The sequence below is a fragment of the bacterium genome (assembly GCA_024228115.1).
In the GTDB taxonomy this organism is placed as follows: Bacteria; Myxococcota_A; UBA9160; order UBA9160; family UBA6930.
Map to the genome: position 1 here is coordinate 1 of JAAETT010000244.1, position 22,538 is coordinate 22,538.

Sequence of the window (22,538 nt, forward strand, 5' to 3'; positions counted from 1 at the left end):
ACCATTGCTGAAGCGTCGCCCGCTGGCTCTTGCTGAGGTGAATCTCGGCTGCGACCCGCATCGTGCCCCTCTGGCCGTTCGCCGCGAGGGTAACGTGGATAGTCCAATAGTGCCCTTTATTTATGAATCATATCACTAGATGATCAGATTTCTACGGTTTCTCGTGATCGCCAACACTACGGAGAGTCCGAAACCGGATCGGTGCAGGTCAGCGTCCGGGCGCAAGGGGGGGGCAGCACCGGTTCTGCAGTTGGCAACGCCACGCTGGTCGATGCGGCGTCGGGCCGAACGAGCGGCAACCTCAGCCTCCGGCAAGCTGCGGTCGGGGGCTCCAGCTCCTCGGGCGCGGACGGCGGTTCGGCCACTTCATCGTTGATCGCAAGAAACGCCGGTGGTGGGTCGATCGACGCCATCGCCGATGCGTTTGGAGGCCCCGCTTCCGGCGGAGGGAGCGGAGGCTCTGCCACGGCCTCGGTCGACGCGCTTGGTGCGAACACGAGCGCTGTGCGCGGCGAGGCGAATGCGCTCGGCCGGAGCAACGACTCCCATGCAGCCGCCGTAGCTGAAGGCTTTGGGCCGACCACGGCCCTCGCGACGGCGACCTCGCAATTCCAAGGCATCGCAACGGCACAGGCGACCGCGACGACACGAAGCCTCCTCTCAGACCCGACATGGGGAGTCGCGTCGGGTCGCGCCGTAGGAATGGGCACCGGCGGACTCGCGACCGCGAGCGCATTCTCGCAGGAGATCAGGGCCATCGCGCAGGCCGAAGTCGTGGGCGAAGCGATCTCAGTCGCGTCCCTCGAAGGGACACCCGGCCCCCTGGTCCCAGGCGACGCGAATGTCGCGGTATCCGCAGTCGCGGCTCCGGCCCAGGCTACCTTGCCTGCAGCCGCTCCGTTCGTTGGACAAGGGGACGCCATCCTCGCCTGGGCCGCCCTGGCCTTCGCGGCTCCGGCGTCCGCTACCGCCGACGAGGTCATTCTGCTCGAGACCGAAATCGAGCTCGAGCGGCTTCCCGACCTGTCCGCCTTCCCGGATCTGGACCTGGTCGCGTTGAGCCCCACCGGGCAGCTGCTCGGGACGCAGCTCCAGTTGACCTTCGAGATCGGAGGGCAGGTAGTCCTCGATCTGAACACGACCGATGAGCAGGCATTGGATGGTCAGGTCTTTTCTTTCGACCGTTCCGCCCTACCCCCGTCCTCCGACTCGACCGCCCGTCTTCGAGCCACCCTGTTTGCTGAGGATCCGACCACTGCGTTCGGCCTGGAATTCCTGCTGATCGCGGGCGTGCCCGAGCCTCGAACCACGGTCTTGCTGATGACGATCCTCGTCGTCGCAGCCGTATTCCGGACCCGGACCAGGCGCTAGCCGCCCCGCCGATGCGGGCTTTTCTCTGAGTCGCACCGACCCCGGACTAGCAATTCGGCCAGAACCCCATCGTGAACCAGCGCAAACGATCGATCCCTTCGGCTACCAATGGTGGGGCGTACTGGACTCGAACCAGTGACCTCCGCGGTGTGAGCACGGCGCTCTAGCCAACTGAGCTAACGCCCCAGGAGGACCTAAGGCCCTGTGGGTCAAGGGGTTTTAGACGAGGGCCCCGGGCCGCGCAAGAGCGCTTCGGGTGCTGGGCGGATCGGACGTTTCCAGCCTCAGTCGCTCTCGGCCTTCGTCACGGCTGCCTTCACGAAGGCCGTGAAGAGCGGATGGGGCTCGAAGGGCGTGCTCTTGAACTCCGGATGGAACTGGCAGCCCACGAACCAGGGGTGATCGGTGATCTCTGCGACTTCCACAAGCCGCCCGTCCGGCGAGGTCCCGGAAAGCACCAGGCCGGCCTCCAGGAGGCGATCGCGATATTCCGGGTTGAACTCGAGCCGATGCCGGTGCCGCTCGGAGACCTCCAGGGTGCCGTAGGCTTCCGCGGTCTTCGTGCCCGCCTCGAGGGTGCAGGGATAGGCGCCGAGGCGCATGGTCGCGCCCTTGTCCTCCACATCGCGTTGGTCCGGCAGGAAGTCGATCACCGCGTGAGGCGTATCCGCGTCAACCTCCCGGGAGTTGGCGCCCGTCAGGCCCGCCACGTTCCGCGCGTATTCGATCACCGCCATCTGCATGCCGAAGCAGATGCCCAGGAAGGGTGTGCCGCTCTCGCGGGCGTAGCGCACGGCCGTGATCTTGCCTTCCACGCCCCGGGCACCAAAGCCGTGGGGCACGAGGATCGCGTCGACCCCGTGCAGCTCGTCGGCGCTCCCGATCTTTTCCGAATCGAAATACTCGATGCGCACCTTCGCCCGATTGGCGACCCCCGCGTGGTGGAGCGCCTCGTTCAGGCTCTTGTAGGCATCGGTCAGGTCCACGTATTTCCCGACCATCCCGATCCGCACTTCCCGCTCGGGATGACGGATGGCGTGGACGAGCTTCTCCCAGGCACTGAGATTGGGCGCTCCCGTCCAGATGCCGAGCACCCGGGTGATCTTCTCGTCCAGCCCTTCATCGGCGAAGACGAGTGGCACCTCGTAGATGTGCTCCACGTCCTTGGCGGTGACCACCGCGTCCTCATCCACATTGCAGAAGAGCGCGATCTTGGCCTTCACGGAACGGGGCAGGAAACGATCCGTGCGGCAGAGCAGAACGTCCGGCGCGATGCCGACAGCTTGAAGCTCCTTCACCGAATGCTGAAGCGGCTTGGTCTTCAGCTCACCCACCGAAGGAATGAACGGCACCAGGGCAAGGTGGACGTAACACACGTTCTCCCGGCCCACGTCATTGCGCGCCTGACGAACGGCCTCGAGGAACGGCAGCGATTCGATATCGCCCACGGTTCCGCCGACCTCGACGATCAGCAGGTCCGCACCTTCCCCGGCCAGGTGGATGCGCTTCTTGATCTCGTCGGTGATGTGCGGGATCACCTGCACCGTGCCGCCCAGGTAATCGCCCTTGCGCTCGTTGCTGATCACCGTGTTGTACACACGCCCGGCAGTCACGTTGTTGACCTGGCCCGTGCGCGTGCGGGTGAAGCGCTCGTAGTGCCCCAGGTCCAGATCCGTCTCGGCGCCGTCGTCCGTGACGAACACCTCGCCGTGCTGCACCGGATTCATCGTGCCCGGATCGACGTTCAGGTAGGGATCGAGCTTCAGGAAAGCGACCCGTAAGCCCCGGGCTTCCAGCAGGGCCCCGATGGCGGCGGCGGACAAACCCTTGCCGAGGCCCGAAAGGACCCCTCCGGTGACGAAGATGAACTTCTTGGGGCGCGTGGTCATGAGCTCTCCTGGAGTCTATCGGACGGCGGCGGCGCTTTCGCTGGCCCGCACGTCGTCGATACGAATCTGGTGGATGGGAACGAAGGGCTGTGGCAGGCCCTCCGGCGCGAAATAACCGATCTCGAGGGTCTCTTCCGGCGTTGTGGGCTCGCCCTGCCCCACCGGCGTGCCCTCGAAGCAGAGGTTCACGGATTGCACCCGGTTGCCGTCCGGGTAGGCAATCACCTGACGAGCCGGCTCGGAGTAGACGCCGATCAATCGGCCCACGTCGATGCGCACCCCGGTCTCTTCTTCGACCTCGCGGGCCGCGGCGGTGGCCACGTTCTCGCCGGCCTCCACATAGCCTCCCGGCAGGCCCCAGTGCCCGTTGTCGCTGCGGCGCATCAGCAGGAGCGGGCTGCCGGGACCGGCGCTCCACACCACAGCTGATACCGAGAGGCGGATCTCCGTCGGATCGGCGGCGAAGTACGACGTGGAAGCCGTCATGTGCCTGGCGATCCGGAACTTGCCGCGCACGGCGATGCCGTGGGGGAATGCGACGGGACCGAACGGATGTCTCTCACCCCGAAGGAGTTCGGAGGGTTGTAGCGCCCGGCTCGCGCCGCCGCAATTTCCGCGGGCTCGCGCCGCCGCAATTTCGTGGGGGCGAGACAGCGTTTCAGAGGCCTACGGCGAGAACGGTGCCTCGCCGAGCCCGGCCGTCTCCTCGAAGCCCGCCATCAGGTTCAGGCATTGCACGCCCTGCCCCGAGGCACCTTTCACCAGGTTGTCGATCGCGGCAAGCACGATCAGCGTGCCGTTGCGTTCGTCGGCCACGACATTGACGTCGCAGAAGTTGCTGCCGCGCACACTGCTGATCTGGGGCGCCTCGCCGGCGGGCAGCATCCGCACGAAGGGCTCGTCCTTCCAGGCCTCGGCCAGGATGGCGCGCGCGGCATCTTCTCCCACGGGCGCTTTCGTGCGCAGGTAGATCGTACTCAGCGTGCCCCGCACCGTGGGCAGCAGATGGGGCACGAAGCTCACCCGCACCTCGGTGCCGGCGGCCAGGCGGGCCTCCTGCTCGATCTCGGGCCCGTGGCGGTGGGCGCCGATGGCGTAGGCCTTCGCGTTGCCGTCCATCTCCGCCATCAGGAAGTGTTCGGCCAACTTGCGGCCGGCACCGGAAACCCCGGACTTGCTGTCGATGTGGATCCCCTCGGTCTGGACGATACCGGCCCGGAGGAAGGGCACCAGCGGGATCAGCACGGAGGTCGGATAGCAACCGGCCACCGCCACGAGGTCTGCGCTGCGGATCTCCTTCCGGTACAGCTCGGGCAGGCCGTAGACGCCTTGCCCGAACAGCTCCGGGGCGCCGTGGGGGCCGTACCAGGCCTCGTAGGTCGCCGAATCGGAGAGGCGGAAATCCGCCGAGAGGTCCACGACCCGCACCCCGGCCTTCCGCAGGCCGGCGGCAATAGGGGCGGCGGTGGCGTGGGGCAGGCAGAGAATGGCTGCATCCGCCCGGCTGGCGAGCGCCTGCGGGTCGGCATTCTCGAATTCCAGCTCGGTGACACCCCGGAGTGCCGGGTAGACCTCGCCCACGGGCTGACCCGCCCGCTGCTCACTGGTCGCCGCGACCGCCTCGCAATGCGGATGGCGGTGCAGGATGCGCAGGCTTTCGAGCCCGGTGTATCCGCTCGCTCCGACGACGGCAATCCGCATGGTCGATCTCCTATGGTCAGCCGAACCCGGCTGAAACGCAAAACGGGAGGCCCGAAGACCTCCCGTTCGCAAACGATTCTCTGGATGAGGCCTAGCGCTTCGAGAACTGGAAACGGGCACGCGCACCGCGCTGCCCGTACTTCTTCCGCTCGATCTTCCGCGCATCGCGGGTCAGGAAGCCCGCTTTCTTCAGCGCCGGGCGCTGAGACGGGTCGAGCTTCTCCAACGCGCGGGCAATGCTGTGGCGCAACGCGCCTGCCTGGCCGGAGACACCGCCGCCATTGATGCTGGCAACGATGTCGTACTGGCCGCCGAGGCCGGTGGTATCGAAGGGCTGATGGATCATCTTCACCAGGCTCTCGCGGGGGAAGTACTCCTCGAGGGGCCTGCCATTCACGACGATCGAACCCACGCCGAGCTTCACCCGGACGCGGGCCACAGAGGTCTTGCGACGGCCGGTCGCGGCGGTACTGGTCTGCACATCAGTCAAGGACGAGCTCCTCGGGCTTTTGAGCCGCGTGGGGATGATCGGGACCGGCGTAGACCTTGAGCTTCGCGAGCATCTTCCGGCCAAGTGCGTTCTTGGGAATCATGCCGCGGACGGCGTTGCGCACGACCCGGTCCGCATACGGGCCGGAGAGCAGCTTGTCCGCGGTGATCGATTTCAGGCCGCCCGCCCAACCAGAGTGGCGGTAGTACGTCTTCGCCTCTCGCTTGCGGCCCGTGAGCTTCACCTTCTCGGCGTTGATCACGATGACGAAATCGCCGGTATCGACGTGGGGCGTGTACGTAGGCTTGTGCTTGCCGCGAAGGATCGTCGCCACGTGGGTCGCGAGACGGCCAAGCACGACGTCTTTGGCGTCCACGACGAGCCAGCGCCGTTCGACGTCGGCGAGCTTGGCGCTCTGAGTGGCCAGGTGGGCCTGGGCTCCCATCGGATGCAGTCCTCTCTAAGGGCTCGCGCGCGCAGAGCGCGGCGGCGAGGGGTGTTCGATAGCAAGCGGATCCCCGGGGGTCAAGAAGCCGGAAGCGGGGACGTTCTTTCCGCTGTTTCCGTTGCGGGTTTTCCCGCTCCGCGGGAAAACCCGCAACGGAAACAGCGGAAAGAACGTCCCCGCTTCCTCAGGGCGTCCCCGCGGTCAAGCATCCACTCGCACCAGGGTCAGGCCCAGGGCGGGTGCGGTGGGGCCCGCGGCCCTGCGCTCTCGGCTGGCGAGCACCTCAGCGGTCCACGAGGGCACCTGACGGCGCACGCCCACCTCCAGAAGGGTTCCCACCAGGTTTCTGACCATGTGGCGTAGGAAGCCGTCTCCCTCCGCCTCGATCACCACGGCCTCCCCAGCGGCCCCCTTCACCTCTAGACGGGCCAGGGTGCGAACCGTATCCGTCACGCTCGAACCCGCCGCCTGGAAGGAAGCGAAATCGTGCCTCCCCAGAAGGAGTTCGCTGGCCGTCTGCATGGCCGCCAGATCCAAGCGTTGGGGGACGTGGTGCCAACGCCGCAGCCGCAGGGGGGAGCGCCTGGCCGCATTCCAGATCTGGTAGCGATACAACTTGCCCTTGGCCGCGAAGCGCGGGTTCCACCCGTCCGGGGCGAAGGCCGCATCGGCGACCGCCACATCGGCCGGCAGCTTGGCGTTCAGGGCGCGGGCCAGGGTCTCGGGGGCGAGATCCGTCGCCAGAGCCGCGGCGACGAGTTGGCCCTCGGCATGAACCCCGGCATCGGTTCGACCGGCGGCCTTCACCGTGGCCGGCGCGCCTACGATCGCCGTAAGCGCGCCCTCCAGCTCGGCCTGCACGGAGCGATGACCTTCCGGCTGCCGCTGCCAGCCCTCGAAATCCGTCCCATCGTATTCGATGGTCAGCCGAAAGGTCGGCATGAGGATCAGGTGCCGGTGCTGAAGAAGCGCTCGCGAGCCAGCTCGAGGCCGTTGAGCGCGGCCAGACGAACCGGATCTCCGGCCAGCCAGAGCCGCAAGCCGTGGCCCTCGGGCGCGGACGGGTCGGGACGGACCCGGCCTACGCCCACATCGGAGCTGCCGATACTGCCGCGGGTGTTGGGGGCACCCGGCTCGTCGCTGACGACGATGCCGGGCGTCTTCGAGAGCGTGTCGGCCGCCTCCTGGGCCGAGAGCGGACGCTCGGTCTCGACGGAGAGCTGGATGCCACAACCGGCGAAGGTGGGAATCCGCACGGCCGTCACCGAGAGGGGCATCGGCTCCGGGAGGAGCCGGCTCAGGTGCACTTCGATCTGGGCCTCCCGGTCTCCCGTCAGGCCCAGCCCCGGCGCGTCGGCCGACGGCAAGCAATCGAAGGCCAGTGGCTTCGGGAAGACCTCGGAGATATCGACCTCCTGCTGTTGGAAGAGGCCCAGGGTTTCCTGCTGAAGCGCTTCCACGCCGGCGCGGCCCACACTGGAGGCGGATTCGAGGATGGTGGCCTGGGCCCGCGCCACACCGGCGCGTTCGGCAAGCGCCGCCAGCACGGGGGCCAGCAACAGAACGGGGCCTGCGGGCCCGGCGATCAATGGCTGCTCGGCGGACCATGCCCGCGCCGGGTTGGCGGCCAGGCCCAGCGGGATCTCTCCGCGCTCGGCCAGAGCACCGCCGAGATCGACGCAGGCCAACTCGCTGCGCAGGGCAAGCCGGATCCAATCCACACCAGCAGCGGCGGGTGTGCAGAGCCAGAGCAGGTCAAGCTCGGTCAGCGGCGGAGGCTCGGTCTCGACGGGCAGATCGTGGCCAAGGAACTCGACCTCCTGGCCGATCGAATCTTCGCTCGCCACCGGCACCAGCCGTTGGATCGGAAAGCGGCGCTCTTGCAGGAGCGAGATCAATTCCCGGCCCACGGTGCCCGTGGCGCCGATCACGGCCACACGCAGCAGCTCGGGCGTGCTCATGCGCCCTTCTCGAGCTGACGCAGCACCGCGTCGCCCATCGCCACACAGCCGAGCGTCGGGCGCTCCTCGCCATCCAGCACCAGATCGCCGGTGCGGAGGCCTTCGCCGAGAACGGCGGTCACCGCACTGCGCACCCCGGCAGCCACATCCTCCCGCTCGAAGGTGTGTTCGAGCATCATGGCCACGGAGAGGATGGCCGCCAGCGGGTTGGCCGCATCCTGGCCAGCGATGTCCGGTGCGGAGCCGTGGACGGGCTCGTACAGGCCCACGCCGCCCTCACCCAGGCTCGCCGAGGGCAACATCCCGAGGGAGCCGGTGATCATCGCGGCCTCGTCCGAGAGGATGTCGCCAAACAAGTTGCCCGTCACGATCACGTCGAAGCGGCCCGGGTCGCGCACCAGCAGCATCGCGCAGGAATCGACGAGCTGGTGGCTGAGCTCCACGTCGTCGTAATCCTTCGCCACTTCATCGACCACTTCCATCCAGAGCTGCGAAACCTCGAGCACATTGGCCTTGTGGACGTGGGTCAGGTGGTGCCGACGCCGCCGCGCGGAATCGAAGGCCACCCGCGTGATCCGGTCGATCTCCACCTCGTCGTAGACCATCGTGTTGCGCGCCTCGCGGCGGCCTTCCACCAGCGCGCGCCCCCGCGGCTCACCAAAATAGATGCCTCCGGTCAGCTCACGAACCACCAACAGGTCGATGCCGTCCACGACCTCCGGGCGCAGGGTCGATGCGGCGGCCAGTGCCGGGAACACGGTGGCCGGCCGCAGGTTGGCGAACAAGCCGAGCTCCTTGCGAATGCGCAGGAGGCCTTTCTCGGGCCGTGTATCCACCGGCAAGGCATCCCATTTGGGGCCACCCACAGCGCCGAGCAGGACGGCCCGACTCGCGCGAGCCTGGGCCACGACCGCATCGGCAAGAGGCGTCCCGTCGGCATCGATCGAAGCGCCGCCGATCCGGGCTTCTTCCATTCCCAGTCGCAAGCCCGCCCGGTGCGCTGCGACTTCGAGCACGCGGCACGCTTCGCGGGTGACTTCAGGGCCGATGCCGTCGCCAGGCAGGACGAGGATCTTCTCGCTCATGGTCTCCGTTTTCCTGCGAATGCAACGGGGCGTTGCATTCGTCGTATTGCGTTGAGGAACGTCCCCGCTGTTGCGTCAGATACCGCGAGGGGCGTTGGTCTGGGGGCGCTGGGTCTTCTGGGCTTCCAGGCGGTTGATGGCGGCTACGTAGGCGCGGCCACTGGCGACGATGATGTCGGTGTGCGCGCCGTGGCCAATCATGCGGCGGCCGTCTTCGGTCACCGTGACAGTGACTTCGCCCTGGGCGTCCATGCCGCCTGTGATGGCCTTCACCTGGAACTGGAGGAGCTCGGACTTGGTTTCGGTGAGCTCGGCGATGGCTTTGAACACGGCGTCGACCGGGCCATCGCCCTGGGCCGTCGCCTTCTTGGGTTCGCCGTCGATCAGGAGTTCCACCGTGGCATTCGGCGTGGCGAAGGTGCCGCTCTGGATGACCAGGTTTCCGAGCCGGAAGCGCCCGGCTTCCGCGTTCACTGAGCTGGAGACGATGGCTTCCAGGTCTTCGTTGTAGATCGTCTTCTTCTTGTCAGCGAGGGCCTTGAAACGGCGGAAGGCCTTCTGGAAGTCCTCGTCCGCCAGCTCGTAGCCCATCTCGGTCAGGCGGTCGCGGAAGGCGTGACGGCCCGAGTGCTTGCCCAACACCAACTCGTTCGACGGTCGGCCGATCGATTGGGGCGTCATGATCTCGTAGGTGATCGCCGCCTTGAGCACGCCATCTTGGTGGATCCCGGCTTCGTGGGCGAAGGCGTTGTCGCCAACGATCGCCTTGTTCGGCTGCACCGGGAAGCCGACGATCGACGAAAGCATCCGGCTCGTCGGATAGATCTCGGTCGTGCGGATCTTCGTGTCCAGCCCGTCGAAGGCATCCTTCCGGACTTTCAACGCCATCACGACTTCTTCCATGGCGGTGTTCCCGGCACGCTCGCCGATCCCGTTGATCGTGCACTCGACCTGGCGTGCGCCCGCTTCGATGGCGGCCAGGCTGTTGGCCGTCGCCAGGCCCAGATCGTTGTGGCAATGCAGGCTGAAGATCACCTTCTCACTGCCGGGGATGTGCTCGCGTAGATAGAGGATCAGATCGTGGTACTCGACCGGGGTCGTGTAGCCCACCGTATCGGGCACATTCAGGGTCGTGGCACCGGCCTTCACCGCACAGTTGAAGACCTGCACGAGGTAATCCCAATCCGATCGGGTGGCATCTTCCGCAGAGAACTCCACGTCATCCGTGAATTGCAGTGCCTGACGCACTGCCCGGTCCACTTCTTCGAGCACCTGTTCGCGGCCCATCTTGAGCTTGTGCTCCAGATGGATTTCGCTGGTTGCGATGAATGTGTGGATGCGCGGCCGACGCGCCTTTTCGAGGGCCTCACCTGCACGGGAGATATCGGCTTCGGCGGTGCGCGCGAGGCTGCAGACCCTGGTCTCCTCCAGCGCTTCCGCGATCGCCTTGACCGAAGCGAAGTCGCCATCGCTGGCGATCGCGAAGCCGGCCTCGATGATGTCCACCCCGAGGCGTTCGAGTTGGCGAGCCAGGGTCACCTTCTCGTTCAGGTTCATGCTGCAGCCCGGCGCCTGCTCGCCATCACGCAGCGTGGTATCGAAAATGCGAATGTGTTTGTCGTCGCTCATGATTCAGTCGCACTCCCTTCCGATTCCGCCGGGATCTCCTCGAGCGTCTTGCCGGTACGCCAGCGCCACACCCACTCCACCGGCCCGGAGGCCACGTAGACGATCCCAACCAGGAAGAGCGTGACAGAGGGCTTCGAGAGGATCACCGCCAACGCCAACACCATCAGCACCGTGGTCGTGTAGGAGCCCCTGATGCGAAGATCCTTGAAGCTCCGGTAGGGAATGGGACTCACCATCAGCACGCCGAGTAGTGCGATACCAACGCCTGCCAGGGGTGCGGGGATATCGAGAGGCAACCCGCTCTCACGCAGGAAACCCGCGAACCAGACCGAGGACAACACCATGCCGGCGCCCGAGGGCGTGGCCAGGCCTTCGAACCTGCCACGGTACCGATCCGGCGTGACGTTGAAGCGCGCCAGCCGCAGTGCGGCACAGGCCGCGTACAGGAATGCCAGCACCCAACCCGTCCAGCCCAGCTGTTGGAGGGCACCCGCTTGATAGGCGAGCATGGCCGGCGCAACACCGAACGAGACCGTATCGGCGATCGAATCGTATTCAGCGCCGAAGCGGCTGGTCGCCCGCGCCATCCGCGCGACACGGCCGTCGAGCACATCGAAGATCCAGGCGATGAAGATCGCCAGGGCGGCGCGATCCAGGTCGCCTCGTGCCGCCAGGGTGATCGACCAGAAACCCGCCGCCAGGTTGCCCGTCGTGAAGAGCTGCGGAAGCAGGGCCATGCCCCGGCGGGCATCACCACGCTGGCGGCGACGTCGCTTGCGCCTGCGCCGAGCGCCCTCTCGATCGGCCTGTCCTGTCGGGCTCGGGATTTCGGACTCGCTCATGCGGCCTCCTCCCCTTCGAGCTCAGCGATCACCGTGCTCCCACCCCGCACCCGGGTGCCGCGCTCCACCAGCGCCGTGGTGCCGAGGGGCAGCACCACATCGGTACGTGAGCCGAAGCGGATCAGCCCGTAGCGTACGCCCCGGTCGAGCCACTCGCCGATCTCCGGATGGCAGAGGATGCGCCGGGCGATCAGCCCGGTGATCTGCACGACGCCCACCTGCCGGCCGTCGGCCATGGCGAGGGTCATCGCGCAGCGGACATTGCGGGTCTCGGCCTCGCGGTTGAAGGCGGCCAGGTAGGCATCCCCGGAACGCTCGAGCGAAACGACGCGTCCGGACACCGGCACACGGTTCACGTGAACGTTGAAGACTGAGAGGAAGATGCCTATCCGCAAAGCCTTTTCGCCATCCGCGGTCTCGATCTCCCCGACCTCGATGACGCGCCCATCGGCCGGCGCGATCACGAGCCGCTCGCCCTCCGGGAGGGTCCGCTCCGGGTTCCTGAAGAAGGCCGCCACGAACACACCGAGCCCGCCGAAGACGGCGGAGACGATCGATGCCTCCAGGCCCCAGGCCAGGCCGGACACCACGAACAGGGGTATTCCGAACCGGTAGACATCCGGCGCGAACCAGGCGGTGAGCCTCTCCTGGAAATGGGGGTCGGCCGGGCGCTCGCTCACGTCAGTTCTTCGATCGATCGACCAGACGATTCTCGCCCAGCCAGGACATCAGGCCACGCAACCGCGCGCCTACCTTTTCCATCGGATGCTCGGCCGCCCGACGCCGCATGGCGTTGAAGCCGACGAAGCCCGACTGGTTCTCGAGGATGAACTCCTTGGCGAACTCGCCTTCCTGGATCTCCTTCAAGACCTGCCGCATCCGATCCTTCACACCCGCATCGATGACGCGCGGGCCACGGGTGAAATCCCCGTACTCCGCGGTATTCGAGACCGAGTAGCGCATATTGGCCATGCCGTTTTCGTAGATCAGATCGACGATCAGCTTCACCTCGTGGATCGTCTCGAAGTACGCCATCTCCGGCGCGTAGCCCGCTTCGACGAGGGTCTCGTAACCGTTGCGCATCAACTCGGTGAGCCCACCACACAACACGGCCTGCTCGCCGAAGAGATCGGTCTCGGTCTCCTCGCGAAAGGTCGTCTCGATGATGCCGGCGCGGCCGCCGCCGATCGCCTTGGCGTAGGCCAGCCCGATCTGCAGCGTGTCGCCGGTCGGGTCCTGATGCACCGCGACGAGGCACGGCACACCCTTCCCTTCCTCGTAGTGGGCGCGCACCGTATGGCCGGGCCCCTTCGGCGCAACCATGAAGACATTCACGTTCTCCGGCGGAGTGATCGCCTGGAAGTGGATGTTGAAACCGTGGGCCACGGCCAGGTAGTCGCCGGGCTCGAGCCCCGGAGCAATCTCGTCGGCGTAGAGCGCGGCGGCGGTCTCGTCCGGGACGGTCAACATGATCACCGAGGCCTCACGGGCCGCCTGGTCCGGAGTCGCCACGCGCAGACCCGCGGCCTCGGCCTTCGACCAGGAAGCCGAATCCTTGCGCAGCCCCACCACGACATCGACGCCGGAGTTCTTCAGGTTCTGGGCGTGGGCGTGGCCCTGGCTGCCGTAGCCGATCACGGCGACGATCCGGCCCTCGAGCCGGCCGAGGTCCGCGTCCTTGTCGTAGTAGATGTTCAGTGCCATGGGGGATGCATCTCCGTGGGTTCCTGGGGGACAAAGCGGGCCTTGTGGGCCGGGGACTCCGCCTGCGCTTCCGGGCGCTTACGGGATTCCGGCGTCCGCCGAAGGGCCGAGGCTACGAAAGCCCCGGAGGGGTGTCAAAGCGTCGGTTCGAGGGCCTCGCCCGTTCGCTTCACCTCGGCTTCCGCACGCCTCAAGTAGCGGGGACGCAGGGCCGCCGCAGCTTGCCCGCCACCCGCCTCCAGGCGCGCCAGGGCAAGCTCTCCGACCCGCCCAGCCCGGGCGGCGACAGCCGGAGACAGCTCGAGGCCAGGGCCGGAGGCCGCAACCAGGGCAGCCGCCCCGTCGAAGGCATCTTCGCCTACCATGATCTGCGTACCGGGTGGGAGCAGCCGGGAGAGCCCCTCCGGCGAATAGACGCTCTCGGCTACGATGGGCTCAGCGGCCGCATCGGCCGAGCTCCAAACGCCCGCATAAAGCTCCCCGCGGCGCGCGTCGAGGAGTGCGGCCACGGGCCCACTCGCGCCGTGGGCCGCCCGCGCCAACGCCGCCAGCGTGGACACGCCGACCAGCGCCGGCCCGGCCCCGAAGGCCAGGCCCTTGGCGGTGGCGATCGCAATGCGCAGCCCTGTGAACGAACCGGGCCCGGCCGAAACCGCGATCGCATCGAGATCTCCCAAGCCGAAGCCGGCTTCGTCGAGCACGGTGTCGATCCCTGGAAGCAGCCGCTCCGAGTGGACGCGCGCGCCCTCGCTGGACAGCTCCGCGATCACCCGCGGCCCCTCGAGGATCGCCACGCTCATCACCCGGGTCGCCGTTTCGAGTGCGAGGATCCGCGGCCCGCCGGTGGCAGCCCGGGGGCGATTCGAACGACCGGCCTCGACCCGATGGCGCGGCCTTCCGCGCCCGTTCCCGGAGTGGCGCTCGGCTGCCAAACCTGACTACAGACCCCGCATCCAGTCGAAGAAGTTCGACCAGTTGCGGGAAACATCATTCCATAGAGCGAAGCTCATCAGGGCCACCAACAAGATCAGTCCGACCTGCTGGACGAGCTCGCGGGTGCGAACCGAGAGCGGGCCACGCTTCACGCCTTCGACCAGGGCAATCAACGCCTGGCCGCCGTCGAGGATCGGAATCGGCAGAAGGTTCAGGATGCCGAGGTTGATGCTGATCAGCATCAACAGCTGCAGGAAGCGATCCCAGCCAGCCTGGAAGGCGGAGTGGCTTTGCTTGGCGATCTCGATCGGGCCGCCGATCGCCTTACGTGAGATATCGCCAGTGATCAGCTTGCGAAGCCCGCGCAGGAAGAGTGTGGTGACCTCGTAGGTCATCACCGTCGCGCGCGGAATGGCGACGAAGGGGTTGCGCAAGCGCTCCTGACGAACGGCACCCTGAAGCGCCGCGTTCGCACCCTGAATGCCGATCAGATACTCCTCCTGATCGTTTCCCTCGATCTGGGAAGGCACCTTCTTGGGTTGGATCGACACGCGGCGCGTCTCCCCGGCCCGCGCGATCTGGATATCGAGGCTTCGGCCGCCGCTGCCGAGCACCGTCTCCTGGAAGGTGAGAAAGCTGCCGATCGGTCGCCCGTCGACGGCCACGATCAGATCGCCGGCCTCGATCCCAGCCTGGGCCGCTGGCATCTCCTCGGAAACCGCGGCGACCAGGACGACCGCCGGAGCCACACCCAATGCGTCCACGCTGCCGAGGGCCGGAACGCTGACGTCGACCGGGCTCTCTTCTGCCTCCAGGTAAATACCTTGGGGCCGCATGACGCGGAGGCCGATCTCGCCCACTTCCCCGGCTTCGCGGTAGGCCACGGCAAAGCCGGCCCAGTCCTCGACCTCGCGTTCTCCCACCCGAACCACGCGATCGCCTGCCCTCAATCCGCTCACTGCAGCAATCGCCTCCGGCCCCGAGAATCCGATCAGCGCCTTCTGCCGCTCGTGCTGGATGCCTAGCCAGCCGACCTGTTTGTCATCGCGAAACACCCGGTCGATTCCGGGACGGGTTTCGATCGGCACCGAACGTGTGAAATCCGCAGTTCCCTCGCGCTGGATCCCGAGCTCGACGCGTTCGCCCGGATGCTCCCGGACGAACTCGTTCAGATCCTGCCACCAGGTGACCGGCTCGCCGTTCAGCTCCAGGATCCGGTCGCCAGCGGCGAGACCCGCCCGTGCGGCCGGTGAGGCCGGTTCGATCGTGCCGATCACCGGGGCCTGCCGATCGATACCCACCCAGAGCGTGCCCGTCAGTAGCAGTACGGGAAGCACCAGATTCATCGCGGGGCCCGCGAGGTAGATCGCCAGCTTCTTCCACATCGGCTGGGCAGGCAGGCTGCGAGCGGGATCCTCGAGCGCTTCCGGGCCGTCCTCTTCGCCGGGATTCTCCCCGAGCATCTTCACGTAGCCGCCCAGGGGGATCCAAGCCACGACGTAGTCCGTGCCACTGCGCGTCCAGGCCATGCGGAAGCGGCCGATTCCAATCGGCGAACCGAAACCGATCGAAAACTTGAGTACGCGAACGCCACAGAGTTTCGCCACGATGTAGTGGCCCCACTCGTGAACCGTGACGAGCACGCCGAGCATCAGTATGAACGCAAAGATGCCCTCTGCACCGGTGGCGATTTGGCTCACGGAGTCAGATCCTCCAGATGCGCCCGAGCCTGGGCCCTTGCCCAGGCGTCGGCGGCCTCCACTTCTTCCAGACGCTCGACCGCTTCGCCTTCATGATCGGCGAGCCAGGCCTCGAGCACGAGGCCGTTGGTGGCTGCGATTCGGGGGAAGAGCAGCCCCCCCGCGAGGAAGGCTGCGACGGATACTTCGTTGGCTGCGTTCAGCACCGCCGGTGCGGCCTCACCGCCCGTCAGGGCGCGGAAGGCCAGATCCAGGCAGGGGAAGCGTTTGGTATCCGGAGTCTCGAAATCGAGCCGTCCCGCGGCGGCCAGGTCGAGCCGCGGCGTCGAGACCGGCAGTCGCTCGGGCCAGGAGAGCGCGAGCGCGATCGGTCCCCGCATATCGGGCATTCCCAGCTGCGCGAGCACCGACCCGTCTATGAACTCCACCAGCGAATGCACGATCGACTGCGGGTGCACCACCACCCGGATGCGTTCCGGCGGAACGTCGAAGAGCCAGCGCGCCTCGATCACCTCGAGGCCCTTGTTCATCAGGCTGGCCGAATCGATCGTGATCTTCGGCCCCATGCTCCAGTTCGGGTGGTCGAGAGCCTGCTCGACACTTGCGCCCGCGATTTCTTCTTTGCTCCAGGTGCGAAAGGGACCACCCGAGGCGGTCAGGATGAGGGCATCGATGTCTTCCGGGCGCTGACCGGCCAAGGCCTGGAAGATCGCGCTGTGCTCGCTGTCGACGGGCAGGAGCGCCACGCCGGCACGCTCCACCTCGCGGCGGACCAACGCCCCGGCCATCACCATCACCTCTTTGTTGGCAAGCGCGATATCGCGGCCCGCGCGGATCGCGGCGAAGGTGGGAGCCAGGCCCACGGCGCCCACCAGGCCCGCGACCACGAGGTCGGCTTCGTATTCGGCGACGGCAATCAGCCCTGCGGCCCCAACGACGATCTCCGGGACCGGGACCGAAGCCGCCTCGAGACGCTGACGAAGCTCCGCCGCCCCAGCCTCCTCCATCACCGACACCCGCCCCGGGCGTACCTGCGCCACCTGCTCTGCCAACCGCTTGATGTTCAGGCCGGCGGCCAACGCCGTGACGCGAAAGCGATCCGGGAACTCCTGGGCCACCGAGAGCGTCTGCTCGCCGATGCTGCCCGTGCTGCCGAGGAGCGCCAGACGCCTCACGAGCCCTCTCGCACCTGGGCACCGGTCTGGCCGAAGCGGCGCTCGCGGCCATTGAAATCGGCGATCGCCGCTTCCAGCTCGGCGCGCCCGAAATCCGGCCACATGCAATCCGTGAGGTGGATTTCCGCGTAGGCGAGTTGCCACAACAAGAAGTTCGAGATCCGCATTTCCCTGCCCGTGCGGATCATCAGATCCACATCGGGAAGCTCGGGCAAATCGAGGTGGGCCGCAAAGGTCTTCTCGTCCAGGCCGTCGGGATCGAGGCTTCCCTGTTCGTGCTCGCGCAGCAGGCGCCGCGCGGCATCCACGATCTCTGCTCGGCCCCCGTAGGAGAGCGCGAAGACGAGCTGCATGCCCGTTCCACTCTCCGTGCGCTGCTTGGCATTCTCGAGCGTGCGACGGACGTTAGGCGGAAGGCGTTCCATGCGCCCGATCGTGCGAATGCGGCAACCGCGCTCGATGACCTCCGGAAGATCCAGCTCGAAGAACTCCTCGGGCAGGCGCATCAGCAGGTCGACCTCCTGCTTCGGGCGATTCCAGTTCTCCGAGGAGAAGGCAAACAGGGTGAGAAAGCCGATGCCCAGATCGTCCGCGGCGCGCACGATCTTCCGCACGGCCTCCAGCCCCGCTCGGTGGCCCTCGGTGCGGGGGAGCCCCCGCCCTTCCGCCCAACGGCCGTTGCCATCCATGATGACGGCGACGTGCCGCGGGATCGCGGCGCCCGCCGGGTCGGTTGCGGGTTCGGATCCCTCGGGCTTGGACCCTTCGGGTTGGGAGCCTCCGGGCTCTGCGTGTCGGCGCTCGGACATGGGATGACTTCCTCGGCGCTAGACCTGGAGGACCTCCTCCTCCTTCGCATGGGTCATCGTGTCGATCTTGGCGATGAACTCGTCCGTCAGGTCCTGAATGGTCTTCTCGATCCGGTGCCGGTCGTCCTTGGGGACGCTGCCGTCGCTCTCCAGATCCTTGAGCATCGAGACCGCACCGCGGCGCGCTTCACGGACACCGATCTTGTGTTCCTCGGCGGTCTTCTTGATCTGCTTCACCAGCTCCTTGCGACGTTCCTCCGTAAGCGGCGGAATCGGAAGCCGAATCACCTTGCCGTCGTTGCTCGGCGTCAGGCCCAGGTCAGCCGCTTGGATGGCCCGCTCCACATCTCCCAGCGATCCATTGTCGAAGGGGGATACGACGATCAGCCTGGCATCTGGAGCCGAGAGGGTTGCGAGCTGATTCAAGGGGGTCGGTGTCCCGTAATAGTCGACTTGGACACCTTCGAGGATCGCGGGGTTCGCACGTCCAGTGCGAATCTTCTGCAGCCCGGCACCGAAACGGCGCACAGCCCTCTCCATATCCTCCTTCGCCTCGTCCAGAACGATGGCTACATCTTCCTCCGCCATGCTGTGCTCTCTCCCTGTTGATGCCGCTCAGTCGGAAATCGTCGTGCCGATCGTCTCCCCAGCGACCACCTTTCGGATGTTGCCAGGAACCGTCATATCGAAGACCACGATCGGAAGCGCATTCTCCCGGCACAACGCAATGGCCGCCTGGTCCATGAACGCCAGCCGACGCTGGGTCACGTCATCGAAGCTGAGTCGCTCGAAGCGCTCGGCCTTTGGATTCTTTTCCGGATCATCCGAGTAGACACCATCGACCTTCGTCCCCTTCAGCACGACGCTCGCGTGCACTTCTGCTGCACGAAGCGCCGCGGCGGTATCGGTGGTGAAATAGGGATTTCCGGTACCACCGGCGAAGATCACGATGCGCCCCTTCTCCAGGTGTCTCACCGCACGCCGCCGGATGTAGGGCTCGGCCACCTCCTGGATCTCGAGGGCCGAGAGCACACGGGTCGCCAGATCCAGGTGCTCGAGAGCGTCCTGAAGGGCCACGCTGTTCATGATGCTCGCCATCATGCCCATGTAGTCGGCCGTTGAGCGATCCATTCCCTCATTCGCCGCCGTGACGCCGCGAATGATGTTGCCGCCACCGATCACGATGCCGATCTGGGTGCCCAGCGCGCGGACGTCGCGGATCTCCTCGGCCAACTCGCGCAGGACGGCGGGCTGAATGCCAAAGCCAGCATCGCCGGCGAGGACCTCGCCGGAGAGCTTGAGCAGGATCCGCGGGTAGGCGGCTTTCATTCCGAGGCGTCTTCTCCCAGCTTGAAGCGTAAGAAACCAGCCACGCTGATGGCACTCCCCGCAGCATCGCCGACCTCCTTGGTCAGCGCCTGGATGGTCTTGTCGGGATCCTTCACGAAGGCCTGCTCGAGCAGGCAGACCTCGCTGTAGTACTTGCGAATCCGCCCCTCGACGATCTTGTCGATCACCTGGGCCGGCTTGCCGTCCTGTTCGGCCTGGCGGCGGAAGAGCTCCGCCTCCTTGTCGATCAGATCCTTGGCGACATCATCGCGATCGACGCCGACCGGGCTCGGATCCGCGGCCGCCACGTGCATCGCGAGATCCTTCGCCAGGCCCTCGACCGCCGGGCCTGTGGCAGCGGTCTCCAGCGCCACCAGCACGCCGAGCTTGCCGCCGGCGTGGATGTACCCACCCACGTGCCCAGAGCCGACCGCGAGCCGCGTCGAGCGCTTGAGCTGGATGTTCTCTCCCAGGGTGCCTACCGCGCTGGCGACGCGCTCGCTGATCTTCTCACCATCAAGAGAGATCTCACCCAGCGCCTCAGGGCCATCCACTTCGGGATGCGACGCCGCGGCCCCGGCGATGCCGGTGGCGAGTGCCTGGAAGTTGTCGGTCTTCGCCACGAAATCGGTCTCGCAGCCGAGTTCGACCAGGCCGCCGGCCTGGCCGCTGAGAGCCATGGCGATCGTCCCTTCGGAGGTCTCCCGACCGGAGCGCTTGACCGCCTTCGCCAGGCCTCGCTCACGGAGCGCCTCGATCGCCTTGTCGACATCACCGTCGACCTCGGCAAGCGCCTTCTTGCAGTCCATCATCCCGGCTCCGGTACGGTCCCGAAGCGCCTTCACGTCACTTGCTGAAACGGCCACGTTGCGATCCTCTTCCTCGACCCGGTGGGCCGTCCTCCCAGAGATTCTGGGTCAGGGGCCGCGCCTCCGACGAAGCCCTGGTTTCGTTGGACAGCCGCCCTGCGGCTGCCTGAATGTTCCGGGCGCTCGCTAGGCGTCGCCCTTCGGTGCCTCCTCTGTGGCGGCTACGGCCGGCGTTTCAGCTGCGGCGGCTTCGGGAGCAGCAGCGGGGGCCGCTCCCGGTGCGGCCTCGGCGGGCGCCGGTGCCTCGCCCTCGGCCGGCCGTTCGTCGCGACGCGGGCGGCCCATGGCGGAATGCGCACCACCCGCCTGGCGACCGCGTCGACCGGGTTGCTGCTGTTTGATCTCCACGACACGGCGTCCCGGGGCCGAATCCGCCCCGGCGTCTCCCTGGGCCGGCTCGTCCTGGATGATGCGCTGGTTGAAGAGCTCAGCGCCCTCCAGGCACGCATCCGCAACGAGATCGCAGTAGAGCTCGATCGCCCGTACAGCGTCGTCGTTTCCCGGCACGACGAAATCGATGCCCTTGGGATCACAGTTGGTGTCGACGACGGCAATGATCGGAATCCCGAGACGTCGCGCCTCGGCGATTGCGATATGCTCCTTGTTCACGTCGATCACGAACATGGCGTCAGGCAGGCGCGTCATCTCGCGAATGCCGTCGAGTGATTTCCGGTACTTCGTCACCGAACGGTTCAGCCGCGAGAGCTCTTTCTTGGCGAGTTCGGCCACCTTTTCCTCGTCCGCCAGGATCTCGAGCTGATCCTTGAAGTACTCGATCGATTTCTTGACCGTGCGAAAGTTGGTCAGCATCCCGCCGAGCCAGCGGTTGTTCACGTAGTACTGCTGGCTGCGGATGGCCGCGTCCTTGATCGGCTCACAGGCCTGACGCTTGGTTCCCACCAACAGCACCTTGCCGCCCTGGGCGACGGTCTCACGCAGGAACTCGAGAGCGCCGACCATGAACGGCACGGAGTCGTCGAGATTGATGATGTGGACGCCATTGCGCTCGCCAAAGATGAAGGGCTTCATCTTCGGGTTCCATCGGCGGGTCTGGTGACCGAAGTGGGCACCGGCCTCCAGGAACGAACGAACGGTGGCGGTGCGCTTCTCGCGCTCTTCGGCATGGGTGAGCGACTCGGCCTGGGGCTCAGTCGCGGGGGCCGGGGTAGCGGCCGGGGCCTGGACGGACGGATCCGTCGGCGTTTCGGACATACGATTCTCCTTTGCGGTTGGTCCTCCGCTCCCGGCTGTGTCCTCCCCACCGCCGCGCCTGGGGCACGACGGACCGCTGGGGCAACCCGGAACGTGTGAAGTCGCGAAGGGTTAGCAGAACCCCACGCCTGTGTCCGCCCCCGAGGGGGGCGCCGCGAAAGCGTCGCAGAACCGCTGCACCAGGACCCGGCCTAGGTGGTGTACTCCGCGTTGATCCGGACGTAGTCGTAGGAAAGATCGCACGTCCAGAAGCGCGCCCTGGCCCGGCCAGCTGCGAGGTGGACGCGAATCCCGATCTCCGGCGCCGCCATCTTCCGGCCCGCGCGTCGGCGAGCCGCCTCTCCCGTCGATGCGCCGTTCCGAAATACCGGAACGCCGCAGAGGTCCACTTCCGTCCGAGCCAGATCCAGACGGATCTCCCCGGCCCCCACCGTCTGCAGGATCCTGCCCCAGTTCGGATCGCGCCCGAAGAGCGCCGTCTTCACCAGCAACGAGTTGGCGATCCGGCGCCCGGCCCGCTCCGCTTCGGCCGGCGATCGGGCCCCGCTGATCTCGATCGTGACCAGCTTGGTGGCGCCCTCGCCATCTCGCGCCAGATCCCTGGCAAGTGCAGTGGACACCTCGAGCAGAACCGCCCGCAGCCGCCGAGCCGCCTCGCCCCGGCCGCTCTTGAGAGGCCTGCCTCCGCTGGCACCATTGGCGAGGACGATCGCCATATCGCTGGTCGAGGTCTCTCCATCCACCGTGACGCGGTTGAAGGTCTCGTCGGTGACCTCACGCCACAGGCCGCGCAGCAGATCCGGCTCCGCTGCGGCATCCGTCGCGACGAAGGCCAGCATGGTGGCCATGCGCGGCTCGATCATGCCCGAACCCTTGGCCATGCCCGCCACGTTCACGAAGCGTTCGCCCACGCGCCGTCGCCGGTGCGCGATCTTCGCGTAGGTATCGGTGGTGCGAATCGCGTCGGCCGCATGGGCCAGGCCGTCCGGACCCAGCCGCTTCGCGGCCTGCGCGATTCCATCCTCGATCTTCGCCATGGGGAGCGGCACTCCGATCACCCCGGTCGAGGCCACGAGCATCTCGGCCTCCGAGCAACCCATCGCGGCAGCCGCCCGCGCGGCCATGGTCCGGGCATCCCGCAGGCCACGGGCACCCATGGCGACATTCGAGATGCCTGCGTTGACCACCACGCCCCGTGCCCAGCCGTTCTTCACCCGACGCTTGCAGACGACGACCGGTGCACCGGGAACGGTCGAGCGGGTGAAGACGCCTGCCACTGCCGCAGGCCGATCGCTCGCGACGAGCGCGACATCACGCGCCCCGGCTTGCTTGATCCCACAATGCACGCCGGCAAACTGGAAACCGCGCACCTGACTGCGTCGCTGGGCCAT

General features: G+C 66.8%; 22 protein-coding genes and 1 tRNA gene. 1 reads left to right on the forward strand and 22 read right to left on the reverse strand.

Features of this window, described 5'->3' with window-relative positions; all coding sequences use genetic code 11:
- Positions 1-201: 201 nt before the first annotated feature.
- A complete protein-coding gene (locus tag GY937_11415) occupies positions 202-1,371 on the forward strand; it encodes a hypothetical protein (protein ID MCP5057319.1) in 1,170 nt (389 codons plus the stop codon).
- Positions 1,372-1,480: 109 nt separating this feature from the next.
- Here GY937_11415 and GY937_11420 read toward each other — a convergent pair.
- The 22 genes from GY937_11420 to argJ form a co-directional block, all read right to left on the reverse strand.
- Positions 1,481-1,557, reverse strand: a tRNA-Val gene (locus GY937_11420).
- A gap of 98 nt (positions 1,558-1,655) precedes the next feature.
- Positions 1,656-3,260, reverse strand: coding sequence for a CTP synthase (locus GY937_11425; GenBank protein MCP5057320.1), 1,605 nt, complete (start codon positions 3,258-3,260; stop codon positions 1,656-1,658).
- 15 nt (positions 3,261-3,275) lie between these two features.
- On the reverse strand, positions 3,276-3,746 hold the full coding sequence (locus tag GY937_11430) for an NUDIX domain-containing protein (protein ID MCP5057321.1): 471 nt from the start codon (positions 3,744-3,746) through the stop codon (positions 3,276-3,278).
- 180 nt (positions 3,747-3,926) lie between these two features.
- A complete protein-coding gene (locus GY937_11435; GenBank protein MCP5057322.1) occupies positions 3,927-4,961 on the reverse strand; it encodes an N-acetyl-gamma-glutamyl-phosphate reductase in 1,035 nt (344 codons plus the stop codon).
- Between the two features lie 91 nt (positions 4,962-5,052).
- Positions 5,053-5,490, reverse strand: coding sequence for a 30S ribosomal protein S9 (gene rpsI, locus GY937_11440; protein MCP5057323.1), 438 nt, complete (start codon positions 5,488-5,490; stop codon positions 5,053-5,055).
- Positions 5,444-5,896, reverse strand: a complete 453-nt coding sequence (gene rplM, locus GY937_11445; protein MCP5057324.1) for a 50S ribosomal protein L13 — start codon at positions 5,894-5,896, stop codon at positions 5,444-5,446. The genes rpsI and rplM overlap by 47 nt, the downstream gene beginning before the upstream one ends.
- Before the next feature lie 204 nt (positions 5,897-6,100).
- Positions 6,101-6,841, reverse strand: a complete 741-nt coding sequence (truA, locus tag GY937_11450; GenBank protein ID MCP5057325.1) for a tRNA pseudouridine(38-40) synthase TruA — start codon at positions 6,839-6,841, stop codon at positions 6,101-6,103.
- 5 nt (positions 6,842-6,846) lie between these two features.
- Positions 6,847-7,860 (reverse strand): hypothetical protein, encoded by a 1,014-nt coding sequence (locus tag GY937_11455; protein ID MCP5057326.1) that lies wholly within the window; start codon positions 7,858-7,860, stop codon positions 6,847-6,849.
- Positions 7,857-8,945, reverse strand: a complete 1,089-nt coding sequence (gene leuB / locus GY937_11460; GenBank protein ID MCP5057327.1) for a 3-isopropylmalate dehydrogenase — start codon at positions 8,943-8,945, stop codon at positions 7,857-7,859. The genes GY937_11455 and leuB overlap by 4 nt, the downstream gene beginning before the upstream one ends.
- Before the next feature lie 75 nt (positions 8,946-9,020).
- Entirely contained in the window at positions 9,021-10,574 is a 1,554-nt protein-coding gene (locus GY937_11465) for a 2-isopropylmalate synthase (protein ID MCP5057328.1), read from the reverse strand.
- Entirely contained in the window at positions 10,571-11,416 is an 846-nt protein-coding gene (gene pssA, locus GY937_11470) for a CDP-diacylglycerol--serine O-phosphatidyltransferase (GenBank protein ID MCP5057329.1), read from the reverse strand. Before pssA ends, GY937_11465 begins: the two co-directional genes overlap by 4 nt.
- Positions 11,413-12,096: a phosphatidylserine decarboxylase family protein gene (locus GY937_11475; GenBank protein MCP5057330.1), complete on the reverse strand. Its 684-nt coding sequence runs from the start codon at positions 12,094-12,096 to the stop codon at positions 11,413-11,415. Before GY937_11475 ends, pssA begins: the two co-directional genes overlap by 4 nt.
- Position 12,097: 1 nt before the next feature.
- Entirely contained in the window at positions 12,098-13,120 is a 1,023-nt protein-coding gene (ilvC, locus tag GY937_11480; protein ID MCP5057331.1) for a ketol-acid reductoisomerase, read from the reverse strand.
- Between the two features lie 134 nt (positions 13,121-13,254).
- Positions 13,255-14,052: a tRNA (adenosine(37)-N6)-threonylcarbamoyltransferase complex dimerization subunit type 1 TsaB gene (tsaB, locus tag GY937_11485; protein MCP5057332.1), complete on the reverse strand. Its 798-nt coding sequence runs from the start codon at positions 14,050-14,052 to the stop codon at positions 13,255-13,257.
- A gap of 6 nt (positions 14,053-14,058) precedes the next feature.
- Positions 14,059-15,753, reverse strand: a complete 1,695-nt coding sequence (rseP, locus tag GY937_11490; protein ID MCP5057333.1) for an RIP metalloprotease RseP — start codon at positions 15,751-15,753, stop codon at positions 14,059-14,061.
- The gene (locus GY937_11495; protein ID MCP5057334.1) at positions 15,750-16,928 is read right to left on the reverse strand and encodes a 1-deoxy-D-xylulose-5-phosphate reductoisomerase; all 1,179 of its coding nucleotides are present in this window, start codon (positions 16,926-16,928) and stop codon (positions 15,750-15,752) included. Before GY937_11495 ends, rseP begins: the two co-directional genes overlap by 4 nt.
- Positions 16,925-17,737: an isoprenyl transferase gene (locus GY937_11500; protein MCP5057335.1), complete on the reverse strand. Its 813-nt coding sequence runs from the start codon at positions 17,735-17,737 to the stop codon at positions 16,925-16,927. The genes GY937_11495 and GY937_11500 overlap by 4 nt, the downstream gene beginning before the upstream one ends.
- A gap of 18 nt (positions 17,738-17,755) precedes the next feature.
- Positions 17,756-18,325 (reverse strand): ribosome recycling factor, encoded by a 570-nt coding sequence (frr, locus tag GY937_11505; GenBank protein ID MCP5057336.1) that lies wholly within the window; start codon positions 18,323-18,325, stop codon positions 17,756-17,758.
- A gap of 27 nt (positions 18,326-18,352) precedes the next feature.
- Complete coding sequence (locus GY937_11510) at positions 18,353-19,066, reverse strand: UMP kinase (protein ID MCP5057337.1); 714 nt, start codon at positions 19,064-19,066, stop codon at positions 18,353-18,355.
- Positions 19,063-19,932, reverse strand: a complete 870-nt coding sequence (locus tag GY937_11515) for an elongation factor Ts (protein ID MCP5057338.1) — start codon at positions 19,930-19,932, stop codon at positions 19,063-19,065. The genes GY937_11510 and GY937_11515 overlap by 4 nt, the downstream gene beginning before the upstream one ends.
- Positions 19,933-20,061: 129 nt before the next feature.
- A complete protein-coding gene (gene rpsB / locus GY937_11520) occupies positions 20,062-21,147 on the reverse strand; it encodes a 30S ribosomal protein S2 (GenBank protein ID MCP5057339.1) in 1,086 nt (361 codons plus the stop codon).
- A 191-nt stretch (positions 21,148-21,338) separates the two neighbouring features.
- Positions 21,339-22,538, reverse strand: a complete 1,200-nt coding sequence (argJ, locus tag GY937_11525; GenBank protein MCP5057340.1) for a bifunctional glutamate N-acetyltransferase/amino-acid acetyltransferase ArgJ — start codon at positions 22,536-22,538, stop codon at positions 21,339-21,341.

Coding starts and splice junctions, on each gene's coding strand:
- leuB (MCP5057327.1), bottom strand. CDS start 8,945: ATGAGCGAGAAGATCCTCGTCCTGCCTGGCGACGGCATCGGCCCTGAA.
- ilvC (MCP5057331.1), bottom strand. CDS start 13,120: ATGGCACTGAACATCTACTACGACAAGGACGCGGACCTCGGCCGGCTC.
- GY937_11500 (MCP5057335.1), bottom strand. CDS start 17,737: ATGTCCGAGCGCCGACACGCAGAGCCCGGAGGCTCCCAACCCGAAGGG.
- pssA (MCP5057329.1), bottom strand. CDS start 11,416: ATGAGCGAGTCCGAAATCCCGAGCCCGACAGGACAGGCCGATCGAGAG.
- rplM (MCP5057324.1), bottom strand. CDS start 5,896: ATGGGAGCCCAGGCCCACCTGGCCACTCAGAGCGCCAAGCTCGCCGAC.
- GY937_11455 (MCP5057326.1), bottom strand. CDS start 7,860: ATGAGCACGCCCGAGCTGCTGCGTGTGGCCGTGATCGGCGCCACGGGC.
- GY937_11435 (MCP5057322.1), bottom strand. CDS start 4,961: ATGCGGATTGCCGTCGTCGGAGCGAGCGGATACACCGGGCTCGAAAGC.
- frr (MCP5057336.1), bottom strand. CDS start 18,325: ATGGCGGAGGAAGATGTAGCCATCGTTCTGGACGAGGCGAAGGAGGAT.
- GY937_11430 (MCP5057321.1), bottom strand. CDS start 3,746: ATGACGGCTTCCACGTCGTACTTCGCCGCCGATCCGACGGAGATCCGC.
- GY937_11510 (MCP5057337.1), bottom strand. CDS start 19,066: ATGAAAGCCGCCTACCCGCGGATCCTGCTCAAGCTCTCCGGCGAGGTC.
- rpsB (MCP5057339.1), bottom strand. CDS start 21,147: ATGTCCGAAACGCCGACGGATCCGTCCGTCCAGGCCCCGGCCGCTACC.
- GY937_11425 (MCP5057320.1), bottom strand. CDS start 3,260: ATGACCACGCGCCCCAAGAAGTTCATCTTCGTCACCGGAGGGGTCCTT.
- GY937_11465 (MCP5057328.1), bottom strand. CDS start 10,574: ATGAGCGACGACAAACACATTCGCATTTTCGATACCACGCTGCGTGAT.
- truA (MCP5057325.1), bottom strand. CDS start 6,841: ATGCCGACCTTTCGGCTGACCATCGAATACGATGGGACGGATTTCGAG.
- argJ (MCP5057340.1), bottom strand. CDS start 22,538: ATGGCCCAGCGACGCAGTCAGGTGCGCGGTTTCCAGTTTGCCGGCGTG.